At 67.3% G+C, this 21452-nt stretch carries 22 protein-coding genes; 6 read left to right on the forward strand and 16 right to left on the reverse strand.

Going from position 1 to position 21452, the window contains the following annotated elements:
- Nucleotides 1–283 precede the first annotated feature (283 nt).
- Nucleotides 284–778, forward strand: coding sequence for an FBP domain-containing protein (locus tag AC1C2N_RS13075; protein WP_483404948.1), 495 nt, complete (start codon nucleotides 284–286; stop codon nucleotides 776–778).
- Nucleotides 779–785: 7 nt separating this feature from the next.
- Here the strand turns inward: AC1C2N_RS13075 and AC1C2N_RS13080 are convergent, their stop codons facing one another.
- The 3 genes from AC1C2N_RS13080 to AC1C2N_RS13090 all read right to left on the reverse strand — a co-directional run bounded on the left by AC1C2N_RS13080 (nucleotide 786) and on the right by AC1C2N_RS13090 (nucleotide 7028).
- Nucleotides 786–1562: a DNA-formamidopyrimidine glycosylase family protein gene (locus tag AC1C2N_RS13080; RefSeq protein ID WP_495434230.1), complete on the reverse strand. Its 777-nt coding sequence runs from the start codon at nucleotides 1560–1562 to the stop codon at nucleotides 786–788.
- Nucleotides 1555–6324 (reverse strand): Lhr family ATP-dependent helicase, encoded by a 4770-nt coding sequence (locus tag AC1C2N_RS13085; protein ID WP_495434231.1) that lies wholly within the window; start codon nucleotides 6322–6324, stop codon nucleotides 1555–1557. The genes AC1C2N_RS13080 and AC1C2N_RS13085 overlap by 8 nt, the downstream gene beginning before the upstream one ends.
- A gap of 62 nt (nucleotides 6325–6386) precedes the next feature.
- Nucleotides 6387–7028 carry an alpha/beta hydrolase gene (locus tag AC1C2N_RS13090; RefSeq protein WP_483404945.1) on the reverse strand — a complete coding sequence of 214 codons (642 nt, stop codon included), beginning with the start codon at nucleotides 7026–7028 and terminating at the stop codon, nucleotides 6387–6389.
- Nucleotides 7029–7095: 67 nt separating this feature from the next.
- On the opposite strand from AC1C2N_RS13090, the gene AC1C2N_RS13095 reads away from it, so the two are divergent.
- Nucleotides 7096–7665 carry an NUDIX hydrolase family protein gene (locus AC1C2N_RS13095; protein ID WP_108391831.1) on the forward strand — a complete coding sequence of 190 codons (570 nt, stop codon included), beginning with the start codon at nucleotides 7096–7098 and terminating at the stop codon, nucleotides 7663–7665.
- A gap of 20 nt (nucleotides 7666–7685) precedes the next feature.
- Here the strand turns inward: AC1C2N_RS13095 and AC1C2N_RS13100 are convergent, their stop codons facing one another.
- From AC1C2N_RS13100 to AC1C2N_RS13110, 3 genes are all read right to left on the reverse strand, one after another.
- The gene (locus AC1C2N_RS13100) at nucleotides 7686–8201 is read right to left on the reverse strand and encodes a GNAT family N-acetyltransferase (protein WP_483404944.1); all 516 of its coding nucleotides are present in this window, start codon (nucleotides 8199–8201) and stop codon (nucleotides 7686–7688) included.
- 186 nt (nucleotides 8202–8387) lie between these two features.
- Nucleotides 8388–9980, reverse strand: a complete 1593-nt coding sequence (locus AC1C2N_RS13105) for a DEAD/DEAH box helicase (RefSeq protein WP_495434232.1) — start codon at nucleotides 9978–9980, stop codon at nucleotides 8388–8390.
- Nucleotides 9981–10126: 146 nt separating this feature from the next.
- Nucleotides 10127–10681: a hypothetical protein gene (locus tag AC1C2N_RS13110; RefSeq protein WP_495434233.1), complete on the reverse strand. Its 555-nt coding sequence runs from the start codon at nucleotides 10679–10681 to the stop codon at nucleotides 10127–10129.
- Nucleotides 10682–10760: 79 nt separating this feature from the next.
- Between AC1C2N_RS13110 and AC1C2N_RS13115 the strand changes: the two genes are divergently transcribed.
- From AC1C2N_RS13115 to AC1C2N_RS13125, 3 genes are all read left to right on the forward strand, one after another.
- Nucleotides 10761–11219, forward strand: a complete 459-nt coding sequence (locus AC1C2N_RS13115; protein ID WP_495434234.1) for an EVE domain-containing protein — start codon at nucleotides 10761–10763, stop codon at nucleotides 11217–11219.
- A 50-nt stretch (nucleotides 11220–11269) separates the two neighbouring features.
- Nucleotides 11270–11812 (forward strand): 2-phosphosulfolactate phosphatase, encoded by a 543-nt coding sequence (locus AC1C2N_RS13120; protein ID WP_495434235.1) that lies wholly within the window; start codon nucleotides 11270–11272, stop codon nucleotides 11810–11812.
- Between the two features lie 92 nt (nucleotides 11813–11904).
- Entirely contained in the window at nucleotides 11905–12207 is a 303-nt protein-coding gene (locus AC1C2N_RS13125; RefSeq protein ID WP_108391826.1) for a DUF427 domain-containing protein, read from the forward strand.
- On the opposite strand, the gene AC1C2N_RS13130 is transcribed toward AC1C2N_RS13125, so the two are convergent.
- From AC1C2N_RS13130 to AC1C2N_RS13140, 3 genes are all read right to left on the reverse strand, one after another.
- Nucleotides 12197–12787 carry a CGNR zinc finger domain-containing protein gene (locus AC1C2N_RS13130; protein WP_495434236.1) on the reverse strand — a complete coding sequence of 197 codons (591 nt, stop codon included), beginning with the start codon at nucleotides 12785–12787 and terminating at the stop codon, nucleotides 12197–12199. The genes AC1C2N_RS13125 and AC1C2N_RS13130 overlap by 11 nt on opposite strands.
- A gap of 177 nt (nucleotides 12788–12964) precedes the next feature.
- Entirely contained in the window at nucleotides 12965–13621 is a 657-nt protein-coding gene (locus AC1C2N_RS13135; RefSeq protein WP_495434237.1) for an SAM-dependent methyltransferase, read from the reverse strand.
- A 5-nt stretch (nucleotides 13622–13626) separates the two neighbouring features.
- Nucleotides 13627–14694 carry an NAD(P)/FAD-dependent oxidoreductase gene (locus tag AC1C2N_RS13140; RefSeq protein ID WP_495434238.1) on the reverse strand — a complete coding sequence of 356 codons (1068 nt, stop codon included), beginning with the start codon at nucleotides 14692–14694 and terminating at the stop codon, nucleotides 13627–13629.
- A 69-nt stretch (nucleotides 14695–14763) separates the two neighbouring features.
- Here AC1C2N_RS13140 and AC1C2N_RS13145 point away from each other — a divergent pair, with 69 nt between their 5' ends.
- Nucleotides 14764–15357 (forward strand): helix-turn-helix domain-containing protein, encoded by a 594-nt coding sequence (locus AC1C2N_RS13145; RefSeq protein WP_495434239.1) that lies wholly within the window; start codon nucleotides 14764–14766, stop codon nucleotides 15355–15357.
- 495 nt (nucleotides 15358–15852) lie between these two features.
- Here the strand turns inward: AC1C2N_RS13145 and AC1C2N_RS13150 are convergent, their stop codons facing one another.
- The 7 genes from AC1C2N_RS13150 to AC1C2N_RS13180 all read right to left on the reverse strand — a co-directional run bounded on the left by AC1C2N_RS13150 (nucleotide 15853) and on the right by AC1C2N_RS13180 (nucleotide 21180).
- The gene (locus AC1C2N_RS13150; protein WP_495434240.1) at nucleotides 15853–16989 is read right to left on the reverse strand and encodes a hypothetical protein; all 1137 of its coding nucleotides are present in this window, start codon (nucleotides 16987–16989) and stop codon (nucleotides 15853–15855) included.
- A gap of 50 nt (nucleotides 16990–17039) precedes the next feature.
- The gene (locus AC1C2N_RS13155) at nucleotides 17040–17597 is read right to left on the reverse strand and encodes a DUF1697 domain-containing protein (protein WP_495434241.1); all 558 of its coding nucleotides are present in this window, start codon (nucleotides 17595–17597) and stop codon (nucleotides 17040–17042) included.
- 34 nt (nucleotides 17598–17631) lie between these two features.
- A complete protein-coding gene (locus tag AC1C2N_RS13160) occupies nucleotides 17632–18126 on the reverse strand; it encodes a SprT-like domain-containing protein (RefSeq protein WP_483404932.1) in 495 nt (164 codons plus the stop codon).
- 43 nt (nucleotides 18127–18169) lie between these two features.
- A complete protein-coding gene (locus tag AC1C2N_RS13165) occupies nucleotides 18170–18700 on the reverse strand; it encodes a hypothetical protein (RefSeq protein ID WP_483404931.1) in 531 nt (176 codons plus the stop codon).
- Between the two features lie 48 nt (nucleotides 18701–18748).
- Entirely contained in the window at nucleotides 18749–19918 is a 1170-nt protein-coding gene (locus tag AC1C2N_RS13170; protein ID WP_495434242.1) for a PQQ-dependent sugar dehydrogenase, read from the reverse strand.
- A gap of 1 nt (nucleotide 19919) precedes the next feature.
- A complete protein-coding gene (locus tag AC1C2N_RS13175; protein ID WP_108391820.1) occupies nucleotides 19920–20795 on the reverse strand; it encodes a spermidine synthase in 876 nt (291 codons plus the stop codon).
- Nucleotides 20796–20946: 151 nt separating this feature from the next.
- Nucleotides 20947–21180 carry a hypothetical protein gene (locus tag AC1C2N_RS13180; RefSeq protein WP_495434243.1) on the reverse strand — a complete coding sequence of 78 codons (234 nt, stop codon included), beginning with the start codon at nucleotides 21178–21180 and terminating at the stop codon, nucleotides 20947–20949.
- Between the last annotated feature and the right edge of the window lie 272 nt (nucleotides 21181–21452).

Here is a 21452-nt window from a genome sequence, read left to right on the forward strand (position 1 = left end):
TAAGACTCTTTGCGCCGATGGTACTGCAGGGGGGACCCTGTGGGAGAGTAGGACACCGCCGGACTTAACTTAGAAGAGCCCACCCCTCGGGGTGGGCTCTTCGTCTTTAACCCACCATCTTTATAACCCACCTCCGACGACACACAACGAGCCCGCCCACCAGCGGGCTCTTCGTATTTAACCGACAGAACACGGCCTTCGGGAGCCGGGGATCTCCGCCCGTCGCTTGAGGGTGACGCGGAGTGGCTCGTAGGCTGGAGGGGCGACACTGGGAAGGGGATCCATGCGCGAGCTGAGCGAGATCGACATCCGTACGTCCTTCATGAATTGCTCGAAGGGCGAGGCGTTTCGCATCATGGTCCCTGTCGGGTTGGAACACCTCGACTGGGAGCGCCGCGACTACCTGGGCTGGCAGGACCCCAAGGCCCCGCAGCGCGCGTACCTCGTGACCTGGCGCGGTGATGAGCCCGTTGGCATCGTGCTTCGCCGCGCCGACCCGGTGGCCTCCCGGGCCCGTTTCCAGATGTGCTCGCTCTGCCAGACGCCTCAGCCGGCCGACAACGTCGCCCTGTTTGTCGCTCCGCGCTCGGGCGACGCAGGCCGGAACGGAAACACGATAGGCACCTATCTCTGTGCTGGCCTGAACTGCTCAGCGCACGTCCGGGTCGAGCCACCGGTATCCGAGATCCAGCCCGATCCATCGGCAGTCGTCGCCTCGAAGATCGAGGGGCTGCTGAGCCGACTGGACGGGTTCCTCGCGAAGGTCGACAGCGTCTGACCCAGTCTCAGGACTGGCAGCGGGGGCACCAGTAGGTGTCGCGCAGACTCAGTTCGTCCTGGCCGAGTTTGCCCGCTCGGATACGGGTGCCGCATCGCAAGCATGCTTTGCCGGCGCGGCCGTAGACCCAGACCTTGCGGCCGGGACGGGTGTCTCCCGTCGTGGTTCGTTCGACGCGATCCCTGTTGGCGAGAATGAGCCGGGACGAGAGGGCGACCATCGCCGGAACATCCGTCTCGCCGATGGGGCGGCTGGGCAGAATTCCGCGGAGGAAGCACAGTTCGTTCGCGAAGACGTTTCCGAGGCCCGCGAGGTTCCGCTGGTCGAGGAGTGCGACTGCGGCCGGTACCTCGGGTGCAGCCGTGAGGCGCGCGATTGCGTCGTCCGAATTCCAGTCGGCGCCAAGGAGGTCGGGGCCGAGGTAACCGACGACGGTCTCCTCCTCTGCCCGGGGAACGAGCTCGACTACGCCCAGGTCGAAGCCGACACTCACCCAGTCGGCTGTCGTGACGACCGCGCGTGCCTGGAACGCCGGGCGCTTCCACGGTGAGCCCGGGCGGTACAGGTGCCACGACCCCTCCATTTTGAGGTGGCTGTGCAGGGTGAAGTCGCCGACCCGGTGGAGCAGGTGTTTGCCGCGGCTGGCGACGCCCTCGATGCGTTCACCGGTGAGGTCGGATGTCGCAAAGGCCGGGACCCGGATGTCCCAACCGGTCACGGTCGCGCCCTGCAAAGCCTGATTGAGATGGAAGGCTTCGCGGTAGACGGTGTCACCCTCAGGCATGTCGCATCCGGAGGCCCCGTGGCGTCTCGCTGAAGCCAGCCTCGCGCAGCGCGGCAGCGACGGGCGTGCCGAGGAGGAACTCACCGTTCACCTTCTCGATGGCGAGCTTGTCGATCGCGCCGCGCTTCACCAGGGTTCCGACGGATGTCGCCGCCACGGTGAGTGTGTCCTGGTCGTCAGAGAACGCGAGAAGAGTCTTGCCGCCACGCTCGAAGTACAGGACGAGCTCACCATCGACGAGCGTGACCAGCCCGCCCGCTTTCCTGCCCGGCCTGTGCTTGGTGCCGCTCGTCTCGAGCGCCGGCCATGGAAGTGCTGCGCCGTACGGGTTGGCGGGGTCACTCGCGGCGAGGGTGACGACCTCCGACGGTGCGCGCTTGTCGTCGTCGTCGGGCCGAGTGAAGGAGCGGAGGCGGTCGACCGTGCCCGCCAGGGAGAACTGCGCGGCTCCCAGTCCGTCGATGAAGTAACCACGCCGGGCGCGGCCGGAGTCCTCGAACCCGCTCAGCACACGGTAGGTCAGGGCGAATCCGCCCGGCACACCCTCGGCCATAACGGATCCCCGGGTCACGACGCCGTAGCGCTCGAGCAGTATCTCGGCGGTGGCCGCAGCGCGCACCGTGGAATCCTGCTCGGCGAGCGGCAGGATCGACCAGCGGCCGCCGAGGATCGGGGCGCCGACCCTGGTGGCCATCGTCGCGGGGCGGAGCGGCCGCCCGCGGTACATGCGTGACCTGGGCTGAGCACGGGTGGTCCGGTGTGCGCCCTTTCCGTGGCCGGTGAGTGTGCGAAGCGGCGCGAAGGTGTCGTTGGTGATCAGCCCAGCCCAGACCAGTTCCCACAGCGCGGTGACGAGCGACGCATCGTCGCGAGCACCGGTCGCCTCCGCCAGCTGGGGGAAGAAGTACGCGCCACCACCACCCAGGGCGAGGAGTACCTCGCGCTGGAGTTCGTCGGTGTCGGCGTCAGCCGGGATCGGCAGGGTAAGAGGCGCTGTCTCCGCGAGATGCAGGGTGACCCAGCCATCGTTTCCGGGGAGCGAGCCGGCGCCAGCCCAGACGACTTCACCCGTCGCAGTCAGCTCGTCGAGCATCGCCGGCGAATAGTCGGACACTCGTTGCGGCAACACGAGGGATTCCCACGCGGATGCCGGAAGGGAGACACCGGCGAGCTGGTCGATGACCGCGGCAACACCGTCGACGCCCCGGAGTCGGCTTCCGACCTGCTGCCAGACCGGGAGGAACCGGGCGAAAGCGGCCTGCTCGACCGGCTCGACCTCGTGCCGAAGAGCCGCCAGCGAACGCACACGGAGGCGACGGAGGACCTCGCTGTCGCACCACTCGGTGTTATCGCCGATCGCTTCCCTGCCCGTGGCGAGGAACTCACCGCGGACAACTCGGCGAGCGTCGGCAAGCCGGGTGAGGGTGTGCGCCGCGACGGCGCTGCCGAGCCCGAACCTGTCGGCCACCTGCTGGGTGGTGAACGGACCGTGGGTGCGTGCAAAACGGGCGACGAGGTCGCCGACGGGATCGGCCACCGGCTCGATGAACGCGAGCGGGACGCCGATGGGCAGGGGCACGCCGAGAGCATCGCGCAACCGTGCCGAATCCTCGATCGCCGCGAACCAGCTCTTGCCGGCGAACGAGACGGCAATGGCCCGTTTCGTGGCGGTGAGCGTGTCGAGGTGGGCGGCGGCAGCGTCGAGGCGTTCCGCGTCGATGGGCCCCGACGTGCAGTGTGTGTCAGCGGGTGCGGATGCCGGCGCGCCGTCAGCGGCGGCGGAGTCGTCTGCTGCGTCGGCAGAGTGGCCGTCGCCAGGGACGTCTCCGGTACCGGCAGCGTCTCCGATGCCGACCGGCTCCAGCCGCTCCGCGACCTCCTCGACGGTGAGTGGACCGAGCATCCGCAGCAGGTCGGCGACCCCCTCGAGGCCACGAGCCCGGCGGGACTCGGCCAGTCGCTGAAGCTCGGCTTCGGTGCGTGCGATGACGCCAGGGTCGAGCAGCTCGCGGAGCTCGACCTGTCCGAGCAGCTCGGCAAGCAAAGCGCTGTCGATCGTCAGCGCCGCTGCCTTGCGCTCGGCGATCGGGCTGTCGCCCTCGTACATGAAGGCACCGACGTAGCCGAAGAGGAGCGACTTTGCGAAGGGTGACGGCAGATCGGTGGTGGTTTCCACGATGCGGATGGCGCGGCCAGCGAGCTTTTTCGTGATGTCGAGGAGTGCGGGAAGGTCGTACGCGTCCTGAAGGCACTCCCTCACGGTTTCGAGGATGATCGGAAAGCTCGGGTACTTGCGCGCAACGTCGAGCAACTGCGCCGAGCGCTGGCGTTGTTGCCACAACGGTGCCCGTTTTCCGGGCGAGTAGTTGGGCAGCAACAGTGCGCGGGCCGCGCACTCGCGGAACCGTGACGCGAACAGCGCCGAGCCGCCGACCTGCTCGGTGACGAGCGCCTCGAGTTCGTCGGCGTCGAAGACGAACAGTTCGGCACCCGGTGGTTCTGCCTCGGTGTCGGGAATCCGCACGATGATGCCGTCATCGCTCGCGACCGACGCCCCGTCGAGGCCGAAGCGCTCCTGCACCCTCGCGCTCACCGCGAGGGCCCACGGCGCGTGAACTTGCATGCCGTATGGGGAATGAAGGATGACCCGCCAGTCACCGAGTTCGTCTCGCGTGCGTTCGACGACGAGCGTCTTGTCGGACGGGATGTGCCCGGTGGCCGTTCGCTGCTCGGTGAGGTACGCCACGAGGTTCGTTGCCGCGCGCGAATCGAGACCGGCGCCGCTCAGCCGTGCCGCGGCATCCGCTTCGCTCGCCCCGTCGATCTCACGGCGGAACGCGCCGACCGCTTCACCGAGTTCGGCTGGCCTGCCGAGGCTGTCGCCCTTCCAGAACGGGAGTCGGCCCGGCTGGCCGAACGCCGGCGTGACGAGCACACGATCGTGGGTGATCTCCTGGATCTTCCAGCTGGTGGCGCCGAGCGCGAAGACGTCGCCGACGCGGGACTCGTAGACCATCTCCTCGTCGAGTTCGCCGACGCGGGACCCCGGCGTCGCGTCGCTCGACACCATGTACACGGCGAAGAGTCCCCGGTCGGGGATGGTGCCTCCGCTTGTCACCGCGAGTCGCTGCGCACCGGGGCGACCGGTGAGCGTACCGGCGTCACGGTCCCAGACGATGCGCGGGCGCAGCTCCGCGAACTCGTCGCTGGGGTAGCGGCCCGCAAGCAGGTCGAGGGTTGCTTCGTAGGCAGACCTGGGCAGTCTCGAGAACGGGGCGCTGCGCTTCACCTGCTCGAACCATTCCTCGACACCGATGGGCTCAAGTGCTGTGGCGGCGACGGTTTGCTGGGCGAGGATGTCGAGTGGGTTGGTGGGGACGGCGAGCGATTCGATGCGGCCGGCGACCATGCGTTCGGCTGCCACGGCCGAGTTGACGAGATCGGATCGGTGCTTCGGGAACAGCACGCCGCGCGAGATCTCACCGACCTGGTGCCCGGCGCGGCCGACGCGCTGAAGACCGCTCGCGACCGAGGGCGGCGACTCGACCTGCACGACCAGGTCGACCTCACCCATGTCGATGCCGAGTTCGAGGCTCGAGGTGGCGACGACGCAGCGGAGTCGGCCCGATTTGAGGTCGTCCTCGATGAACGCGCGTTGTTCTTTGGACACGGACCCGTGGTGTGCCCGGGCGAGCTGTGGTGCATCGGGCGCGGAGCCCTGGGTCTGGCCGCTTCCGCCCATCAGGGTGGCCGGCGGGCGTGCAGGAGAGCCGACGGCAACGGCCGTGCCGACCGGTTGGGCTTCTTCGACGCGGGACTCAGGATTGAGCCGCTCTTCGTAGATCTCGTTGAATCGGGCGGTGAGCCGCTCCGCCAGTCGTCGCGAGTTCGCGAAGACGATGGTGGATCGGTGGTCGAGGATGCGGTCGACAATGGCTTCTTCGACGTGCGGCCAGATCGATCCGGTGCGTTCGCCGTCGAGTGCGCCAGAGGTCGAGCCCTCGGGAATGAACGGGGCGCCCGATGCGAGGTCGGTCATGTCGTCGACGGGGACGATGACGCTGAGGTCGAACCGTTTTGACGCGGGCGGCGCGACGATTTCGACCGGCGAGGAGCCGCCGAGGAAGCGAGCCACTTCTTCGCGCGGTCGAACCGTCGCCGACAGGCCGATGCGCTGTGCCGGTTTCTCGAGCAGTGCATCGAGGCGTTCGAGGGAGAGCGCGAGATGCGCGCCGCGCTTGGTCGCGGCAACGGCGTGGACTTCGTCGATGATCACCGTCTCGACCGAGCGGAGGGTGTCTCGCGCGGCCGACGTGAGCATGAGGAAGAGCGATTCAGGCGTCGTGATGAGGATGTCTGGCGGGTTCTTCGCGAGTGACCGGCGGTCGGCGGCGGGGGTGTCGCCGGAGCGGACACCGACCGAGATGTGGGGTGGCTCTGCGCCGAGGCGCAGCGCGGTCTGGGTGATGCCGGTGAGCGGTGCGCGGAGGTTGCGCTCGACGTCGACACCGAGCGCCTTGAGCGGAGAGATGTACAGGACGCGTGTACCTGTGTCGTCGGTCCGCGGCGTTGCCATCAGCCGGTCGAGTGACCACAGAAATGCCGACAGCGTCTTGCCAGACCCTGTCGGGGCTACGACGAGGGCGTGGGAACCGCGCGAGATGGCATCCCACGCACCGATCTGGGCGCCGGTGGGCTCGGCAAACGCCCCGCTGAACCACTCACGGGTGGCGGGGGAGAACCTGTCGAGGACATCTCGCACGTTTCCATCCTGCCTGACGCTACCGACAGCATCCGCCCCCGCAGGTTAAATGCCCGTCGGATTTACAACTGGCGTTCGATGAACGCGCGGATGTCGGCGAGTTCCTGCTGTGAGATCGAGTGGTCGAGTCCCTCGTAGATGCGCCCGGCGAGCTTGGAGTGTGTGGGCAGCCAGTCCACGGTTCGGGTGACGGCCGAGAGGGGGATGACCTGGTCGTGGGTACCGCGGCCCCAGAACACCGGGGGACGGCGCTCGGCGAGCACCGCGTCACCGGGGACGACGCCAGGGGGCACGTAGCCGGAGAGATTGACGGCGTAGGCGAAGCGCTCGGGAGCGTGCCTGAGCAGCTGCATCGCCATTGCTCCGCCCTGCGAGAATCCGAGCAGGCCGATCGTCGATGGCTGGTTCGGCAGGGAGTCAAGCCACTCGAGTACGGCCTCGGCGGCCAGGTCGACCCCGGACTCGTCCGGCTGGCCCGGCGAGTCGATCGGGTACCAGGAGAAGCCGTCGATGGGCCAGGGAGCGATGAGCGGTGCGCGAAGGGATGCGATCACCGGTTCGAGCGGCAGGTACGGCGCCAGTCCGAAAAGGTCGGCTTCGTTCGAGCCGTAGCCGTGCATCACGATCAAGAGGGACCTGTCGTCCTGATCCTCCCCGGTTGCCGACCAAAGGACGGCGTCGTGGTCAATCATGGGCTTTGTCATCCGGCGGTTCTCTCTCATTCGGGACTTCGGTCAAGCCTACAGAGGTGAACGCTGGTAAGAATGGATCATGAGCGTTCGCACTCCCGACCCCGACCAGCCGCAGGAACCGTCATCGAACCCGACCCCGGGCTGGCTCAGCGACGTTGAGCTTGCTGAGGTTCGTCAGCGGCTGCCGCTGCTGTACGTCGAGGCGGTGCCGGTTCGTGTCGACGGCCTCGGAATCGTCACCGAGGTGGGAGTGCTGCTCCGCGCGACGTCGACGGGGCAGATGACCCGCACGCTGGTCTCCGGGCGTGTGCTCTACGGCGAGACGCTGCGCGACGCGCTGTTCCGCCACCTCGAGAAAGACCTCGGACCCATGGCTTTCCCGCTGCTTCCAGCGTCGCCGACCCCGTTCCACGTGGCCGAATACTTCCCGATGCCGGGGATCTCCGCGTACACCGATGACAGGCAGCACGCGGTCGCCCTGGCCTACGTCGTTCCCGTCACCGGGACCTGCGACCCGCGTCAGGACGCACTCGAGATCACCTGGATGACCCCTGAGGAAGCGCAATCGGATGCCGTCAGCGACGAGATGGAAGGTGGACGTGGCACCCTGCTTCGGGTCGCGCTCGCCTCGGTGGGACAGCTGAGGTAGCGCTCGCGGCGCTCGAAGCGCTACCGGACGTAGCGGACTTCGTGGATCTCCTCGCCGAGGAATGGCTCCGTGTGCTCGGCGCCATCCGCGATGAACCCGTTCTTCTCGTAGAAGTGGCGCGCGTGGGTGTTCGCCGATGACACCCAGAGGTACGCGGGAGCGTCGCCGATCGCGGCGTCGAAGAGCTTCTGGCCGGTGCCCGTGCTTCGGAACTCGGCGAGCATGTTGATGAAGTACAGCTCCCGATGGCGGGGTGCGTCGGCGTCACGGGCGGGGCCTGAACCGGAGAACCCGATGATGTCTCCGTCCAGCACAGCGGCGAACTGAAGGTACTCGGGCCCCTGGTTCATCCAGTGGGTCCAGAGCTCGGCCATGCGGCGGGGGGAGAGGTGCTCGAGCGCTGCTTTCGAGATGATCTCGTCGTACTGCTCGTGCCAGCACTGTGCGTGGACTCGACCGAGTGACTCCGCGTCGACATCGCGGACGGGGCGGACAATAACGTCGCGGATCGGGGTGACGGTGGCTTCGCTGCTCATACCGTGACGATACCCTCTGGTCCCGCTGCCGTGAAATCGAGTGATGGCATCCCCTCGTTAGCGGCGCATCCGGGTGCCAGGAGGTCAGAAGTCGGCGAGGGCGGATGCCGGGGCAACCGAAAAAAGCCGGCCGGCCTGCGTTCCAGAAACCTGGAGCGCGGACCGGCCGGTATTGAGCGTTTGAAGTTAGCTTCCGCTAGAAACGCGGCGGTTCGTGCGCTGTCCACCGGAGGATGCGCCACCGGAGGATGCCGGGCGGGCGGAACGCTCGGGGCGAGCCTGGGCCGGGCGAGCCTGAGCCGGACGGCCCGATGCTGCACCCTCGTGGCGGCGACCCGTTGTTCCTGCCGACGACGTGGAGTAATCGCGTGAACCGGAGCCCGAACGTGACCGTCCAGCGCCCTGTCCACCCTGGCCGGCGCGCTTGCGCTGGGCGTTGGCGCCCTGTGAGCGTCCACCGCCCTGGGCCTGAACGACGCGGGGGAGCGGCTTGACGTACGCGGCGACCTCGCCGACGAGGGCTGTGACCTCGGGGCTCTTCGACGTGACGGCAACCGGGGTCACCTTGATCTCGGCCTTGCGGAGAAGAACGGCGAGGTCCTTCTTCTGGGTCGGGAGGCAGATGGTGACGACGTCACCGGCGCTGCCGGCACGGGCGGTACGGCCCGAACGGTGCAGGTATGCCTTGTGCTCCATGGGCGGGTCGACGTGGATGACGAGTTCGACGTCATCGACGTGCACGCCGCGAGCCGCGACATCCGTCGCCACGAGAACGCGGGCGGTTCCATCACTGAACGCAGCGAGGTTACGGTCACGCTGCGGCTGCGAGAGGTTACCGTGCAGGTCGACGGACGGGATGCCCGAGTCGGTGAGCTGCTTGGCGAGCTTCTTCGCGTGGTGCTTGGTGCGCATGAAGAGGATGCGGCGGCCGGTGCCCGATGCGAGGGTCTCGATGAGGTCCTTCTTGGCGTCGGGGCCGGAGACCTCGAACACGTGGTGGGTCATCGCGGAGACGTGGCTGGTGGCCTCGTCGACACTGTGCAGGACCTCGTTGTGCAGGAAGCGTCGGACGAGCTTGTCCACTCCGTTGTCGAGCGTTGCCGAGAAGAGCAGGCGCTGTCCGTTGGACGGCGTCTTGTCGAGGATGCGTGTGACAACCGGCAGGAAGCCGAGGTCGGCCATGTGGTCGGCCTCGTCGAGCACGGTGATCTCGACGGCGTCGAGGTTGACGAAGCCCTGCTTCATGAGGTCTTCGAGGCGACCGGGGCAGGCAACGACGATGTCGACGCCAGCCTTGAGCGCGGTGACCTGGCGGGTCTGGTTGACTCCGCCGAAGATGGTGGTGGTGTTGAGGCCGTACGCAGCGGCGAGCGGGGTGAGCACAGCCGAGATCTGGGTGGCGAGTTCACGGGTCGGTGCGAGCACGAGACCGAGGGGACGGCCCGGGCGGCGCTTTCCACCGGCGAGCTTGCCGCCGAGGCGTGCGGCCATCGGGATGCTGAACGCGAGGGTCTTACCCGAGCCGGTCTTTCCGCGACCGAGAACGTCGCGGCCACCGAGGGTATCGGGGAGCGTGTCGACCTGGATCGGGAAGGCGAGGGTCTTGCCGTCTGCGGCGAGAGCCGAGACGAGCGCGGCGGGGACGCCGAGTTCAGCGAAAGTGGTGTCCGGGACAGTTTCTGACAAAGTGGTGCCTTTCGGGGCAAAGCATCCCGTACGGATCTCGACAGGCGAAATCGCTGGAGCGGGAGCAAGTGGCGAAGGTGGCAGAGGCCACATCCGTTCGCCGTATGAAGAGTCATCGACCCGAGTTTCTCGGGGAGAGAGGAAGCGTTCTACGACGCAAGGGGCACGATTATGGGCCCGCAAGTTCCCTCAGTCTAGCGGATGCTCCGAGGTAACGTCTGGCAGGACGCCGTGAGCGCCTACTCCTGGCCGGCTTCTGTGTCGGTTTCTGTGTTGGTTTCTGTGCCGGTCGCTGCGTCCACCGGAGCGTCCGGCTGCACCGGTTCGAACGCCCAGTTCGGTGCCATCTGCGTGAGGCGCAGCCCGCGCCACTGCCACATCGTCCATAGCGGCATCCAGAGTGCGACGGCAGCGGGTCCCGTGATGTCGAGCCGGTCGCGGTAGAGGGTCTTGCCGGGCTGGCCAGGGGCCGGCGCGACGGCCATGCGGTGGTGCCAGCTGTCGAGAAGGGCGAGGGGGCCGCTCAGCGGTCGACCGTTGTCGACAAGAATCCGCACGCCGGGCATCCGCTTGAGATCGAAGTCAAGGTCGAGCAGCTGACGCCCGACGGACACGACGCCAACACCCTTCATGGTTACCTGCATCGCTCCGGGCTCCCAGAGCGTCGGCATTGGCGAGTCAGGGGCGAGGGTGAGCAGTGGCCCGTAGAGCTCCTGCAGCACGGTGGGCGAGCGCAGCGCTCGCCACGCGTCGTCGGGCTCGCAGTCGAGGATGAGCTTCAGTTGAACTCGCATATGCCCAGTATGGAGGTGTTTACGCGCCCGGACGCCGCGCGCGACCGGTGGAGTCGGCGGAATGCGCTAAACAGGGGGGATGGCGATTCGGTACTGGCTGGCTGTGGCGTCGCGTGACCACGTCCGGAATGCCGTCGATCTGGGGATCGCCCAGGTGAACCACGGGCAACGCGGCGGACTCGACGCGATGGGCGAGGCGGACGGCATCGTCTGGTATTCGCCGAAGACCGAGTATCCCGACGGGGAGCCGTTGCGGGAGTTCACGGCGATCGGTCGAATCGCCTCGGGGATGCCGTACCAGGCGCTGTCGCTTGACCGGCGGCCGTGGCGTCGGCGCGTGGATTACGAGCGGGATGCCGAGCCGGCACCGATCCGTCCGATGCTCGGCATGCTCGACTTCACTCGCGACCAGCCGCAGTGGGGCTACCAGCTGCGACGCGGGCTGCTTGAGATCTCACGGTATGACTTCCATCTCATCAGGGAGGCCATGCAGCGGCCGAGTGCCGACGATCGCCGCTACCCCGAGCACCGCCGTTAGACGGCGTAACAGTAGAGCCGGCACCCGGATGCCGCGGCTAGCCTTGATGCATGCCTGAACTTGCCACCCGAAACCTGCCGACCACCCAGTCGAAGTATCAGGTGCGGTTCGACGTCGGTATTGACGGCCTCTCGCGAATCGGCGACGCCGACATCGTCGTGTGGGTCGACTCGCTCGCGCTCGCCGGGGCGGACGCTGCGCTCAAGTCGCTGGGGGACTCGACCAGCGCCGTCGCGGCGAACCTCACCAACCGCAGCGCGGTCGCCGCGTGGCTGCTCGAGCAGCAGGTCCAGCGGGGGCGCCGGGTCTCGATCGCTGTGGTTGCTGCGGGGCGGGATTGCGGCTTCGCGAGCAACGACCTGCTCGCGGCCGGCGCTGTCATCGATGCGCTCACCACGATCGGAATCGACTTCACCTCGCCCGAGGCCGCTGTCGCCTGTGCGGCATTCGGTGGACTGAGGAACGCGGTCGGACACCTGTTCACGGCATCCGTCGCCGGCCAGGAACTGATCGCGGACGGCCACCGCGACCGGGTTGTCGCCGCCGCCCGGCTGGACTCGACGGACTCGGTCGACGTGCTGCGTCTGGTCTGAGCCGGCACGGGAACGTGCAGGCATCCTGATAGCTCTCTGCGAACTCTCGCAAGCGATGGTTTCGGGCGGATGCCGGGCGTATCGTCGGCCCCATGAAGGCTACGTATCAGGACACAGTAATCGCCGATTCTCCGACCGAAGACCTCGTCAAGATCGAGGGGAACTGGTATTTCCCGCCGTCGAGCATCGCCGAGGACCTGTTCTCCGAGAGTCCCACTCCCTACACCTGCCCGTGGAAGGGAGCGTGCCAGTACTGGAACGTCACGGTCGACGGCACGGAGAAGAAGGACCTGGCCTGGAGTTACCCGGAGCCGTACCCGACCGCGTTTGACAGGGTCGGCAAGGACTTCTCCGGGTACGTGGCGTTCGACCGCTCGGTGACGATCAGCGAGTAGCCGCCTCCCGCGCCCGGTGGGCGCGAACCTTGTGCCGGTTTCCGCAGCGCTGCATCGAGCACCAGCGGCGGTTGCCGGCGCGCGAGGTGTCGAGGTAGATGAGCGGGCAGTCCTCGGCGTCGCACTCGCGGATGCGACCGAGCGTCTCGCCGGAGAAGAGCGCGACGGCGTCGCGGGCCACAGTGGAGAGCGCCTGACCGGTCCGCGGCTCTGTGCGCCCGGCCTGCACGGTGCCGCCGGCAAGGCGCGGCGGGATATCCGGGGTTGCCGCGTACAGGTTGAGAAGGTCGATGTCCCGGGCCCCCGGATCGCGACCGGCGCTCGCCGCAAGCGCGAGCCTCGCGATGGCCCCGCGGAGCATGAGCGCGTCCTGCAGATCGCGGTCGGTGGCCGGGGCACTGGGCAGCCTGGTCTCGAGCCAGGATGTGAGGTCGTCCGGACGGAGGAGAGTCTCCTCGTCCTCCGCGCTCTCAGCTGCAGCATCCACGCCGACGTGACCGGTGTATGCGAAGTCCAGGGCGAGCGAACCCGTGTCAAACCACCAGCGGGTGCCCTCGGAGACGAGCCACTGGCCGGTCATGCCCGCCACAGCTCCGTGGCCCCGAGCATCGTGCATTGCGTTGGTCCGGGGTCCGGGTGGCGTGCTGAGTGCAGAGGGATTCTGCGGCATGGGGTGCATGTGACCATGGTACTGAGCACCCGGTTGAGCCAGCCCCGGGGCCTGCCGGCGAGCGGGGCTGGTCAGCGGGCAGCCCGGCTAGCTCCGCCGCACCCGCAACACGGAGTCGACCAGCGTGAGGCTTGTTCCGTCCCTCCCCGTGACCGGTCTGTCGAAGAGCGCATTGGTTTCGACCACCCAGCCGCCAGGCAGCTCGAGCGACGCCAATACGGCGTCCGGTGTCGGCAACGGTGGGGCGTCGTGGTTGTCGGCGTGGTCGTGGCTCGCCCCCGGTGGAAAGGCCGCGTGCCCGACAACAAGGAGCCGACCGCCAGACGCAACCGCGGAGGCCGCGCGACGCAGGATGTCCTCGCGGGGGAGTTCGACGGGCGAGTGGAGGAACGCCGCAGTCACTAGGTCGAACTCGGTTGACGGATGCCACGTGGCGAGGTCAGCCTGTACCCAGCTGATGCGGTCGGCCAGGCCGCTGTCGGCAGCTCTGGCTGCTCCGACGGTCAGCGCGGTCGCCGAGATGTCGACGGCGGTCACGTCCCAGCCGTGTGCGGCGAGCCACAGCGCGTCGCCACCCTCGCCGCTCCCGAGTTCGAGTGCAGTGCCAGGGGTCAGGCCAGACACCTCGTGTTCGACCGTCGCGTTGACGCGACCGCTCCACATCCCTCCGTCGTGGCCGCGATTGGAGACATAGCGAGCCTCCCAGAAAGCGGCCGGATCGGTGATCGGTTTCTCGGAACTCATCGCCGTCACTTTCCGACCGCGTCGGAGATGGACGCGAACTCTCGGCCGACTGGGAAATCATTCGAGGGGTGAGAAGTGAGTGTGGTGACGCGTTCTGTGGCTGCAACGACGTCCTCGGCCACGAGTTCACCGTTGATGGCGAGGGCGGCGGTCGCGCCTGCCCCGGCAGCGATGGGAACCAGCGCACCCGGGTTGGCAGAGTTGCCGACCGCCCACACGCCCTGGACGCTGGTCTTGCCGAACGCGTCGACCGCTGTCCACGGGCCGAAGGGAGTGTCGCTGCGGTCGGCGCCGAGCTGCCTCAGCGGCTCGTCCAGTGCGATGGGTGTCGGTTCAGCGAACACGACATCAATGGGCGCGACGGTGCCGTCCGCGAGGGCGAGCCCGGTCATCGTCTGTCCCTCAGCGACAACGTGTGTGACGGGGCGATCCTCCAGTCGAATGCCGCGCTGGTGGAGTACGCGCCGGTCGATGTCGGGGATGGGGCCGACGAGTGCAGTGAACACGGTGATATCGCTCGAGTACGACCGCAACATGTGCGCCTTGTGCAGGCCCAACACGGAGCCGGCGAGCACTCCGATGGCCCGACCGGTCGCCTCGTAGCCGTCGCAATACGGGCAGGCCACCACGCCGCGCCCCCAGTGTTCCGAGAGGCCGGGGATGTCCGGAAGTTCGTCCCGCGTCCCGGTCGCGACGATGAGGCGGCGCGCGGTCGCACGGACACCGGCGTCGGTGACGAGTTCGAATCCTTCGGGCGTCGCACGACTCTGGGTGACACGGGCGTTCTCGATCACCCCGTCGACAGCGCGCACTTCGCGGTAGCCGTCGGCAACGAGATCGAGCGGTGAGTACCCGTCTCGACTCAACACGCCGTGCATGTGGGGTGCAAATCGATTGCGGGGCTCCTGCGCGTCGAAGACGAGTACGCGGCGGCGGGCGCGAGCCAGGATGAGAGCGGCGCTGAGTCCGGCGGCGCCGCCACCGATGATGATGACGTCCCAGTGCTCGTTCGAAATCGAGGGGCTCGAGGAGTCGGGGGTGGCTGGGGCGGAGAGGTGGTCGTTGTTCGTCATGCCCCCAGCGTGTCTCCGTGCTAACGTGTTGGCAACTATCGGTGCCAATTTGGCAAGAACGGAGTTCCCGTGCCCGACGACTCTCTCGCCCTCATCGGCCCACGACTCAAGAGCTGGCGCGAAAAGCGCAGTATGACGCTCGCCGAGCTTTCGGAGACCACCGGAATCTCGTCGAGCACACTCTCGCGACTCGAGGCGGGCAAGCGCGCTCCGAACCTGGAGCTTGTGGTGCCAATCGCGCGCGCACTGAGACTGGAGCTCGATGACATAGTTCCGCGTGCCGCACCCAGCCCCCTGGTAAAGCGAACAACGAAGCGGGTCGGTGAGGTGCAGTTCGAAACGCTCTCGCCGGAGTCGAGTCCTGTGCAGACCTATAAGGTCACATTTCCCGCCAACCCGGCGGGTGTCGCCGCCGTGCCTGAGCCACGAGTGCACGAGGGACACGAGTGGCTCTACGTGCTCTCGGGGCATCTGCGCCTCGTGCTCGGTGAACAGGACGTGACCCTCGGGCCTGGAGAGGCTGCGGAGTTCGACACGCGCATTCCGCACTGGCTGTCGGCGACCGGCGCCGGGCCCGTCGAGATGCTGTCGATTTTCAGCAAAGAGGGTAAGCGCATCCACCTCCGCGCCCGCCCCTCGACGGGCGCGTCCTCGGCGCGCTGACGGCTCGTCGTTTCGGGCGGAGGATCGTGGGGGCCAGGGCCTCTGCATGCCTCGGCCCCGGGTTTTCCCTCCCGAAACGCTGCCGGGTGGCAGCCGTGTGTGCTCGGGTCCCTGGTTTTCCCTCCCGAAACTCTGCCCGGTGGTGCCCCTCGCCCGTGCGTGGCCGGGCTTTGCTCGGGTGTCGGTTGGTTGGCGCCGCCGGGCGGGACTCTGGTCGTGCCCGTCGTCTCGGGCGTTGGATCGTGGGGGCCAGGGCCTCTGCGTGCCTCGGCCCCGGGTTTGTCCTCCCGAAACTCTGCCCGGTGGTGCCCGTCGCCCGTGTGTGGCCGGGCTTTGCTCGGGTGTCGGTTGGTTGGGGTCGCCGGGCGGGGCTGTGGTCGTGCCCGTCGTCTCGGGCGGACGATCGTGGGGGCCAGGGCCTCTGCGTGCCTCGGCATCGGGTTTTTCCTCCCGAAACGCTGCTGTGAGGCACCGATGCGTGAACGTGGGCGCGGACTACCAGCCGTCGACGATCGACATGAACCCGGCGAACGCGAAAACCCCCGGCACAACATAGAGGAAGGTGAGAAGGGCCAGCCAGCCGGCAGCACGCAGACCCCACCGGGCGCTGTTGGCCCGATCGCGCAGAGCGAGGCGGCGCCCATCGGGTCCGATGCGCGGCTCCTGGGCGACGTAGGTCACGTCCGGCGCATCAAGCTCGGCGCGAATGCGCGTGACGAGGCGAGACGTGTCCTGCCCGGGAACGCGTTCGTCGAGATACCGGGCGGCTTTTGCGGTGATGCGGGGCACGACGGTGGTGAGAATGGCGCCGAAGCTGTGCCACGAGGCGGGGTCAGCGAAGTCGGCCCCCGGCCTGGTGAAGAAAATTATTGACGTGTCGCGGATCTCCACGTTGAAGCCCCATGCGTGGTCGATGAGGTCGGCCATCACATCGGGCGTCAGGACATAGAGGGCCTCCGTACCGTACTCCGTCGGTGAGTAGACGCGGAACCAGTTGTCGAATTCCCCACCAATCGACAGCCTCTGCTGCTGATCAATACCCTCGGGCAGGTCGCTCGTGAGCCCGTCGTTGACTGTCGCGTCAAGGACGAGGTGGGGCAGCGGCGCGGGAAGTGCCACGCGCAGGTACCGCCACTCGCCGGCCCGCGGGCCATATGGAGTGGCGTTGCCGAACTCGACCCCGGGCGCTTCGAAGCGCGGAAACTGTTCCATCGGACGCCCGTCGGCGCCGAGGAGGGAGGAGAACTGAGCGACCGATCGGGGTCGTGGCTCAAAGCCGTTGGCGAGGGCGGTCAGGTCCTGCCGCCACTGCCGCAGTTGTGCTCGCGGCGTGGGCGGTCTGGCCGCCCACCGCGCCAGCCATACCGTTCCCGCGAGCCAGGCCGCAAAAACGACCATGCTGCCCACGATGTCGAGAACGTCCGTGCCCGTGACCTGACCGCCCTGATACCCATCCACACGGATGCCGAACGTCATGAAGACGATGCAGAGGTACCAGAGCAGGAGGCAGTTGTTCACATGAACGAGAACCTGCCGTTTGTTCGGTACCCAGGCGGGGCGGGAATCACGACGGAGGGCCGCTACGGCGGCACCAACGTCAGCGTCGGATGCGGTTAACCAGCGGATGTCCACAGTTCATTCTGGCGTAGCTGGGCGTCGCCGCTGACCGCGCGCGAGGGCGCTCAGAGCAGCTTGCGCAGCGTCCGCAGATTGCGGGTTGTCGTCACGGCCGTACTCTTCACTTTGGCAGTCCGCTTCGCGAAGGCGCTGTCGGTGGACTGGCCCCGGCGTACCTCCCAGTACAGCACGCCGTCCCCGCGGGCGACGCGCTCCACGGACTCGTCGAGTCCGTGACGATCAAGGCCGTCGAACACCGCGGGATCACTGGCGAAAATGACGTAGGGGTGTTTGTCGTCGACCTCATCGAACGGATAGGCAGAAGCGACTTTCTCAAGTGTGTCCTGCGCGACGACAATGACCCGTGCTGCATAACCGAACTCATCGGTCAGGGCCTTCTCGATTCGAACTGCCAGCGCCGCAGCGTCCGTCTCGGGCGTCGTGAAGAGCACGTTGCCCGACGCGAGCACCGTCTTCACGTCGTCGAAGCCGAGCGCACGGAAAACTTCGGCGAGAGGCGCAGACTTCACGGTGATGCCGCCGACATTGACGCCACGCAGGAGAGCGACCCAGCGTCGCGGGGCGTCCTTTGGAGTGCCGGAGGTCATCACTGGTCCCGTCACTGTTCGTGGGTTCGTGGGTTCGTGGGTTCGTGGGTTACGGGGTCGCCGCAGCCGCGCGCCGCCGCATCGACGGCGTGATCTCGCGATGTTGCCACGTGATGGTGAACTTCGGATCGAAGGTCCGCGAGCACACACCGCAGCTCGTCACATGCCTGGGCTTACGGTGGCGATAAAGGGTGTGCCCGCTCGGGCATGCCCCCACCCAGGGTGCGAGCTCATCGGCGGTCTCGCCGTTGTGAAGCCTCGAGCCGACGTAGCCCAGGTCTTCGGCAACCCGCCGCCAGGCAGGACCATGCCCGGCCCGCTGGCCGGCCAGCGCGTGGGCAACCTCGTGCAGCAGGATCTGGTGGACATCATCGTCGTCGTATCGAGCAGCGAGGTAACGCGACACGGTGATCCGGTGCGTTGTGAAGTTGCAGAGGCCTGCGCGGCGCTTGGCGTTGTCGAAGCCGAACGACCAGACGGAGGGGTCGAGATGCAACCTGATCAGAGAATCGGCCCACAGCCGAACCTTTACCAAATCTGACATGTCATCACGTTAGCGGCAGCCTCCGACATTCAGGCACTTTCGGTCAAGCCCGCTGACCGACAAAGGACTCGGTGACGGCGACAGCGATGAGCGCCGACTCGATCTGGTCATCGGATGCTCCGAGTTCGGTCCGCAGGGCAACCGCGGCCCTGAAGTCCGCAAGAGCAGGCTTGAACTCGCGCTGGTCGAAGTACACCTTGCCGCGGTGCTGGAGCGCGAGCGCCTCGTGCAGCTTCCACTCGTGAGTGTGTGCTTCGTCGATGAGGGAGGACAATTCGTGAATTGCCTCGTCGAAAGCGCCACGGAACTGCAGTACCTGTGCGCGAAGCATCCGTGGCTGCATCAGCCCTTTACGGTCGCCCGTGAAGCGCGCGAGCCGCACGCACTGGTTGGCGACGTCGAGTGCGTCGTCGAGTTGCCCGGCGACCTTGTACAGCCACGCCTTCTCGCAGAGGGCGCTGAGGCTGCGCATGTCGCCGAGTTCCTCAAGGCGTTCTCCAACGGCCTTGAGGTCGACTTTTTCGCGCAGTGTTTTGGCGTCATAGCCAAGAATGATGCTCAGGGTGTACTCCAAGGGTGGTGCTGCCCGGTGTCGCCGATTTCCCCGGGGCTACTGTCGACTTTAACCCTCGACGAGCGGGGAGAGCGTGACCTCGACCAGCCTGTCGTCATCCGGGGTCGGATTTCCTCTGCCGTCAGTGTTGTTCGTGATCATCCAGAGTGAGCCGTCGGGGGCGGGCGCCACATCGCGGATGCGCCCAAACTCGCCGTCGAAGAACGGGTGGGCCGAAATAACGCCCTCAAGCCCGACACTGCCCTCGGGGACGTGGACGCCGTCGAGGATCGACCACAGCTTCTCGCCGCGAAGGGCCGCCATGAACAGAGTGTTGTCGACAACGGTGAGCCCGCTCGGGCTCGCATCGCTGGTCGACCACTGGAAGACGGGGTCGACGTAGTCTGCGTTGGCTGCGGCGCCCTCGACGGCCGGCCAGCCGTAGTTCGAACCTGGTTCGATCAGATTGAGTTCGTCCCAGGTGTTCTGCCCGAACTCGCTGGCCCACAGGCGTCCGTCTTCGCTCCACGCGATGCCCTGCGGGTTGCGGTGACCGAGCGAGTACACCGGAGAGCCGGGGAACGGGTTGTCCTGCGGGACCTCGCCGACCGGCGTGAGTCGGAGGATCTTGCCGTTGAGCGAGGCCTGGTCCTGCGCGTTGTCCGGGTCGCCCGCGTCGCCGACCGTGACGTACAGCATCCCGTCGGGTCCGAAAGCGATGCGGCCGCCATTGTGGTTCCCCGCTTTCTCGAGCCCGGAGATGACGACTTCAGCGGTGCCGAGCGCGAGGGAGCCGGGCGAGCCGTCCAGAGGCATCCGTATGACGCGGTTGTCAGAAGCCGTCGTGAGGTAGGCGTAGATCCACCTGGTGTCGCCGACCGTGCGGGAGGCGAGCCCGAGCAAGCCGCCCTCTCCCTGGGCTTCGACGTCGGGAAGGACGACGGCCTCGCGGAGGTCTCCGGCGATCGTCAACTCCATGATCTGGCCTGTGTCGCGGTAGCTGATCAGGGTGCTGTCGCCGAGGGGCAGGATCGACCACGGTGCCTCGAGGCCGGTGGCGAGTACCGTCGTCTCGCCGGTCGGGCCGACGGGACCTGTGCTCGTCGGAGCGGGAGCCGGGGTGGTCGCTGGCGAACCGGATGGCGCGCCGGGCGCCTCGGGGGCGCTCGCCGTGCATCCTGTGAGAAAAGCCGTCGCGACCAGCGCGATGGCGGTGCCCAGCTGCGTGCGACGTGCCATGTCAGCTCCCGGACTTCACCTGGAAAATGCTCTTAGCGGGCGGGGGAGAAGGGATCGCTGTCGCGTCGGTCATCACCGGGGCGCCCGCGACGAACTGCTTGAGTTCGCTGCCGTAGACGGCCTTGGCAGGGTGCGGTCCGCCGGCGAGAAGCCGGGGGATGAAGTCCATCGGCAACTCGGCGTTCGAACCGACGAGGACGAGGTTGCCGAAGCGCCTGCCCTTGAGGATCTGCGTCTCGGCGAGCACGGCGACGGAGGAGACCGCGGCGTTCAGCGTCGCCACCTGGTTGCGGGCAAAGGCCAGCCCGGGGCCGTCGGCGACGTTGACCACGATGATGCCATCTGGGGCGAGAAGGGCGGATGCTGCGCGATAGAACTCGAGGCTCGTCACGTGGGCCGGGGTGCGGGCACCGGAGAAGATGTCGACAACGACGAGGTCGACGGTGCCGGCGAGCCCACCCGGCAGCCGGCCGAGCACCTCGCGGGCATCGCCGTACCTGACCCGGATCGCGGCCCGCTTGGGCCAGGGCAGGTGTTCGCGGACGAAGTCGACGAGATCCTGCTCGATCTCGATGACCTGCTGGCGGCTGCCCGGGCGGGTGGCCTCGATGTAGCGGGGAAGGGTGAGTGCGCCAGCGCCGAGGTGAACCGCGGTGATCGGCTTGCCGGGATCCCGGAACTCGTCGATGACGTGGCCGATGCGCTGGATGTACTCGAAGAACAGCTGGCTCGGGTCATCGAGGTTGACGTGCGACTGCGGGGTGCCGTCGACGACGAGCTGGAAGCTCCCCGGGTTGAAGCGGTCGGCCTCGATCACAGCCTGGAAACCGCTCAGGGCCAGTTTGATGCTGGGGTTGTCGGTCTCGCGCGATGCCATGGTTCGAGCCTACCTTTGCTCCCTCACGCGAGTTGCTGGGTTTGCACGGGTTCGGCCCGATCGTTGAGCAGCTCCAGCGCTCGCCGAAGAATCTTGACGCCGCGCTGTCCCGTGCACGCAGCGACGGCGGCGCCGAGCCGATCGGTCGAGGTCAGCGGGCGGGTGCGGCGGACGAGGTAATCGCCAGCGGCAACGAGTTCGGCGAGCGGGAGGTAGCGGGCGAGGTCGCACCACGTCCGTTCGGGGCAGGTGTGCGGATGCCGGAGAACGGGTGCGCGAGGTCGCCTGCGGCCAGCCGTGCCCGGCTGACTCCAAGCGCCCGCGCCTGGGCCACGGTGAATGGGCGACCGGTGAGCTCGTGGGGAAGAGGTTTGCGCGCGGTCATCCGCCCAGCATGGGTTGGAGCGTTTTCGGCGGCCGGGCTGAGCAAGTTCTGTGAATCAGTGAACCGCCTCTGTGGCCGGTTGAGGACTGTTTCGTCCCCTCAGGGCACGGCTTTCCGGGGTTCCTGAGATGGGGGAGCGGCGGCGGGCGGTCTTTATACCGCAGCAGCGGATGCCAGTCAAGGCGAAGCACTGGACAGGGGAGTTAAGAAGACATATAGTAGACCTTTGCGCTCCCAGACGTTTCCATGCCTTCATATTGCGGTCGGCCCAA

It is taken from the genome of Mycetocola sp. Y791, from assembly GCF_059445325.1.

Excerpts from the sequence above, each read along its gene's own strand:
- AC1C2N_RS13075 (WP_483404948.1), top strand. The coding sequence starts at position 284 with ATGCGCGAGCTGAGCGAGATCGACATCCGTACGTCCTTCATGAATTGC.
- AC1C2N_RS13080 (WP_495434230.1), bottom strand. The coding sequence starts at position 1,562 with ATGCCTGAGGGTGACACCGTCTACCGCGAAGCCTTCCATCTCAATCAG.
- AC1C2N_RS13090 (WP_483404945.1), bottom strand. The coding sequence starts at position 7,028 with ATGACAAAGCCCATGATTGACCACGACGCCGTCCTTTGGTCGGCAACC.
- AC1C2N_RS13095 (WP_108391831.1), top strand. The coding sequence starts at position 7,096 with ATGAGCGTTCGCACTCCCGACCCCGACCAGCCGCAGGAACCGTCATCG.
- AC1C2N_RS13100 (WP_483404944.1), bottom strand. The coding sequence starts at position 8,201 with ATGAGCAGCGAAGCCACCGTCACCCCGATCCGCGACGTTATTGTCCGC.
- AC1C2N_RS13105 (WP_495434232.1), bottom strand. The coding sequence starts at position 9,980 with ATGTGGCCTCTGCCACCTTCGCCACTTGCTCCCGCTCCAGCGATTTCG.
- AC1C2N_RS13110 (WP_495434233.1), bottom strand. The coding sequence starts at position 10,681 with ATGCGAGTTCAACTGAAGCTCATCCTCGACTGCGAGCCCGACGACGCG.
- AC1C2N_RS13115 (WP_495434234.1), top strand. The coding sequence starts at position 10,761 with ATGGCGATTCGGTACTGGCTGGCTGTGGCGTCGCGTGACCACGTCCGG.
- AC1C2N_RS13120 (WP_495434235.1), top strand. The coding sequence starts at position 11,270 with ATGCCTGAACTTGCCACCCGAAACCTGCCGACCACCCAGTCGAAGTAT.
- AC1C2N_RS13125 (WP_108391826.1), top strand. The coding sequence starts at position 11,905 with ATGAAGGCTACGTATCAGGACACAGTAATCGCCGATTCTCCGACCGAA.
- AC1C2N_RS13130 (WP_495434236.1), bottom strand. The coding sequence starts at position 12,787 with ATGACCGGCCAGTGGCTCGTCTCCGAGGGCACCCGCTGGTGGTTTGAC.
- AC1C2N_RS13135 (WP_495434237.1), bottom strand. The coding sequence starts at position 13,621 with ATGAGTTCCGAGAAACCGATCACCGATCCGGCCGCTTTCTGGGAGGCT.
- AC1C2N_RS13140 (WP_495434238.1), bottom strand. The coding sequence starts at position 14,694 with ATGACGAACAACGACCACCTCTCCGCCCCAGCCACCCCCGACTCCTCG.
- AC1C2N_RS13160 (WP_483404932.1), bottom strand. The coding sequence starts at position 18,126 with ATGTCAGATTTGGTAAAGGTTCGGCTGTGGGCCGATTCTCTGATCAGG.
- AC1C2N_RS13170 (WP_495434242.1), bottom strand. The coding sequence starts at position 19,918 with ATGGCACGTCGCACGCAGCTGGGCACCGCCATCGCGCTGGTCGCGACG.
- AC1C2N_RS13175 (WP_108391820.1), bottom strand. The coding sequence starts at position 20,795 with ATGGCATCGCGCGAGACCGACAACCCCAGCATCAAACTGGCCCTGAGC.
- AC1C2N_RS13180 (WP_495434243.1), bottom strand. The coding sequence starts at position 21,180 with ATGACCGCGCGCAAACCTCTTCCCCACGAGCTCACCGGTCGCCCATTC.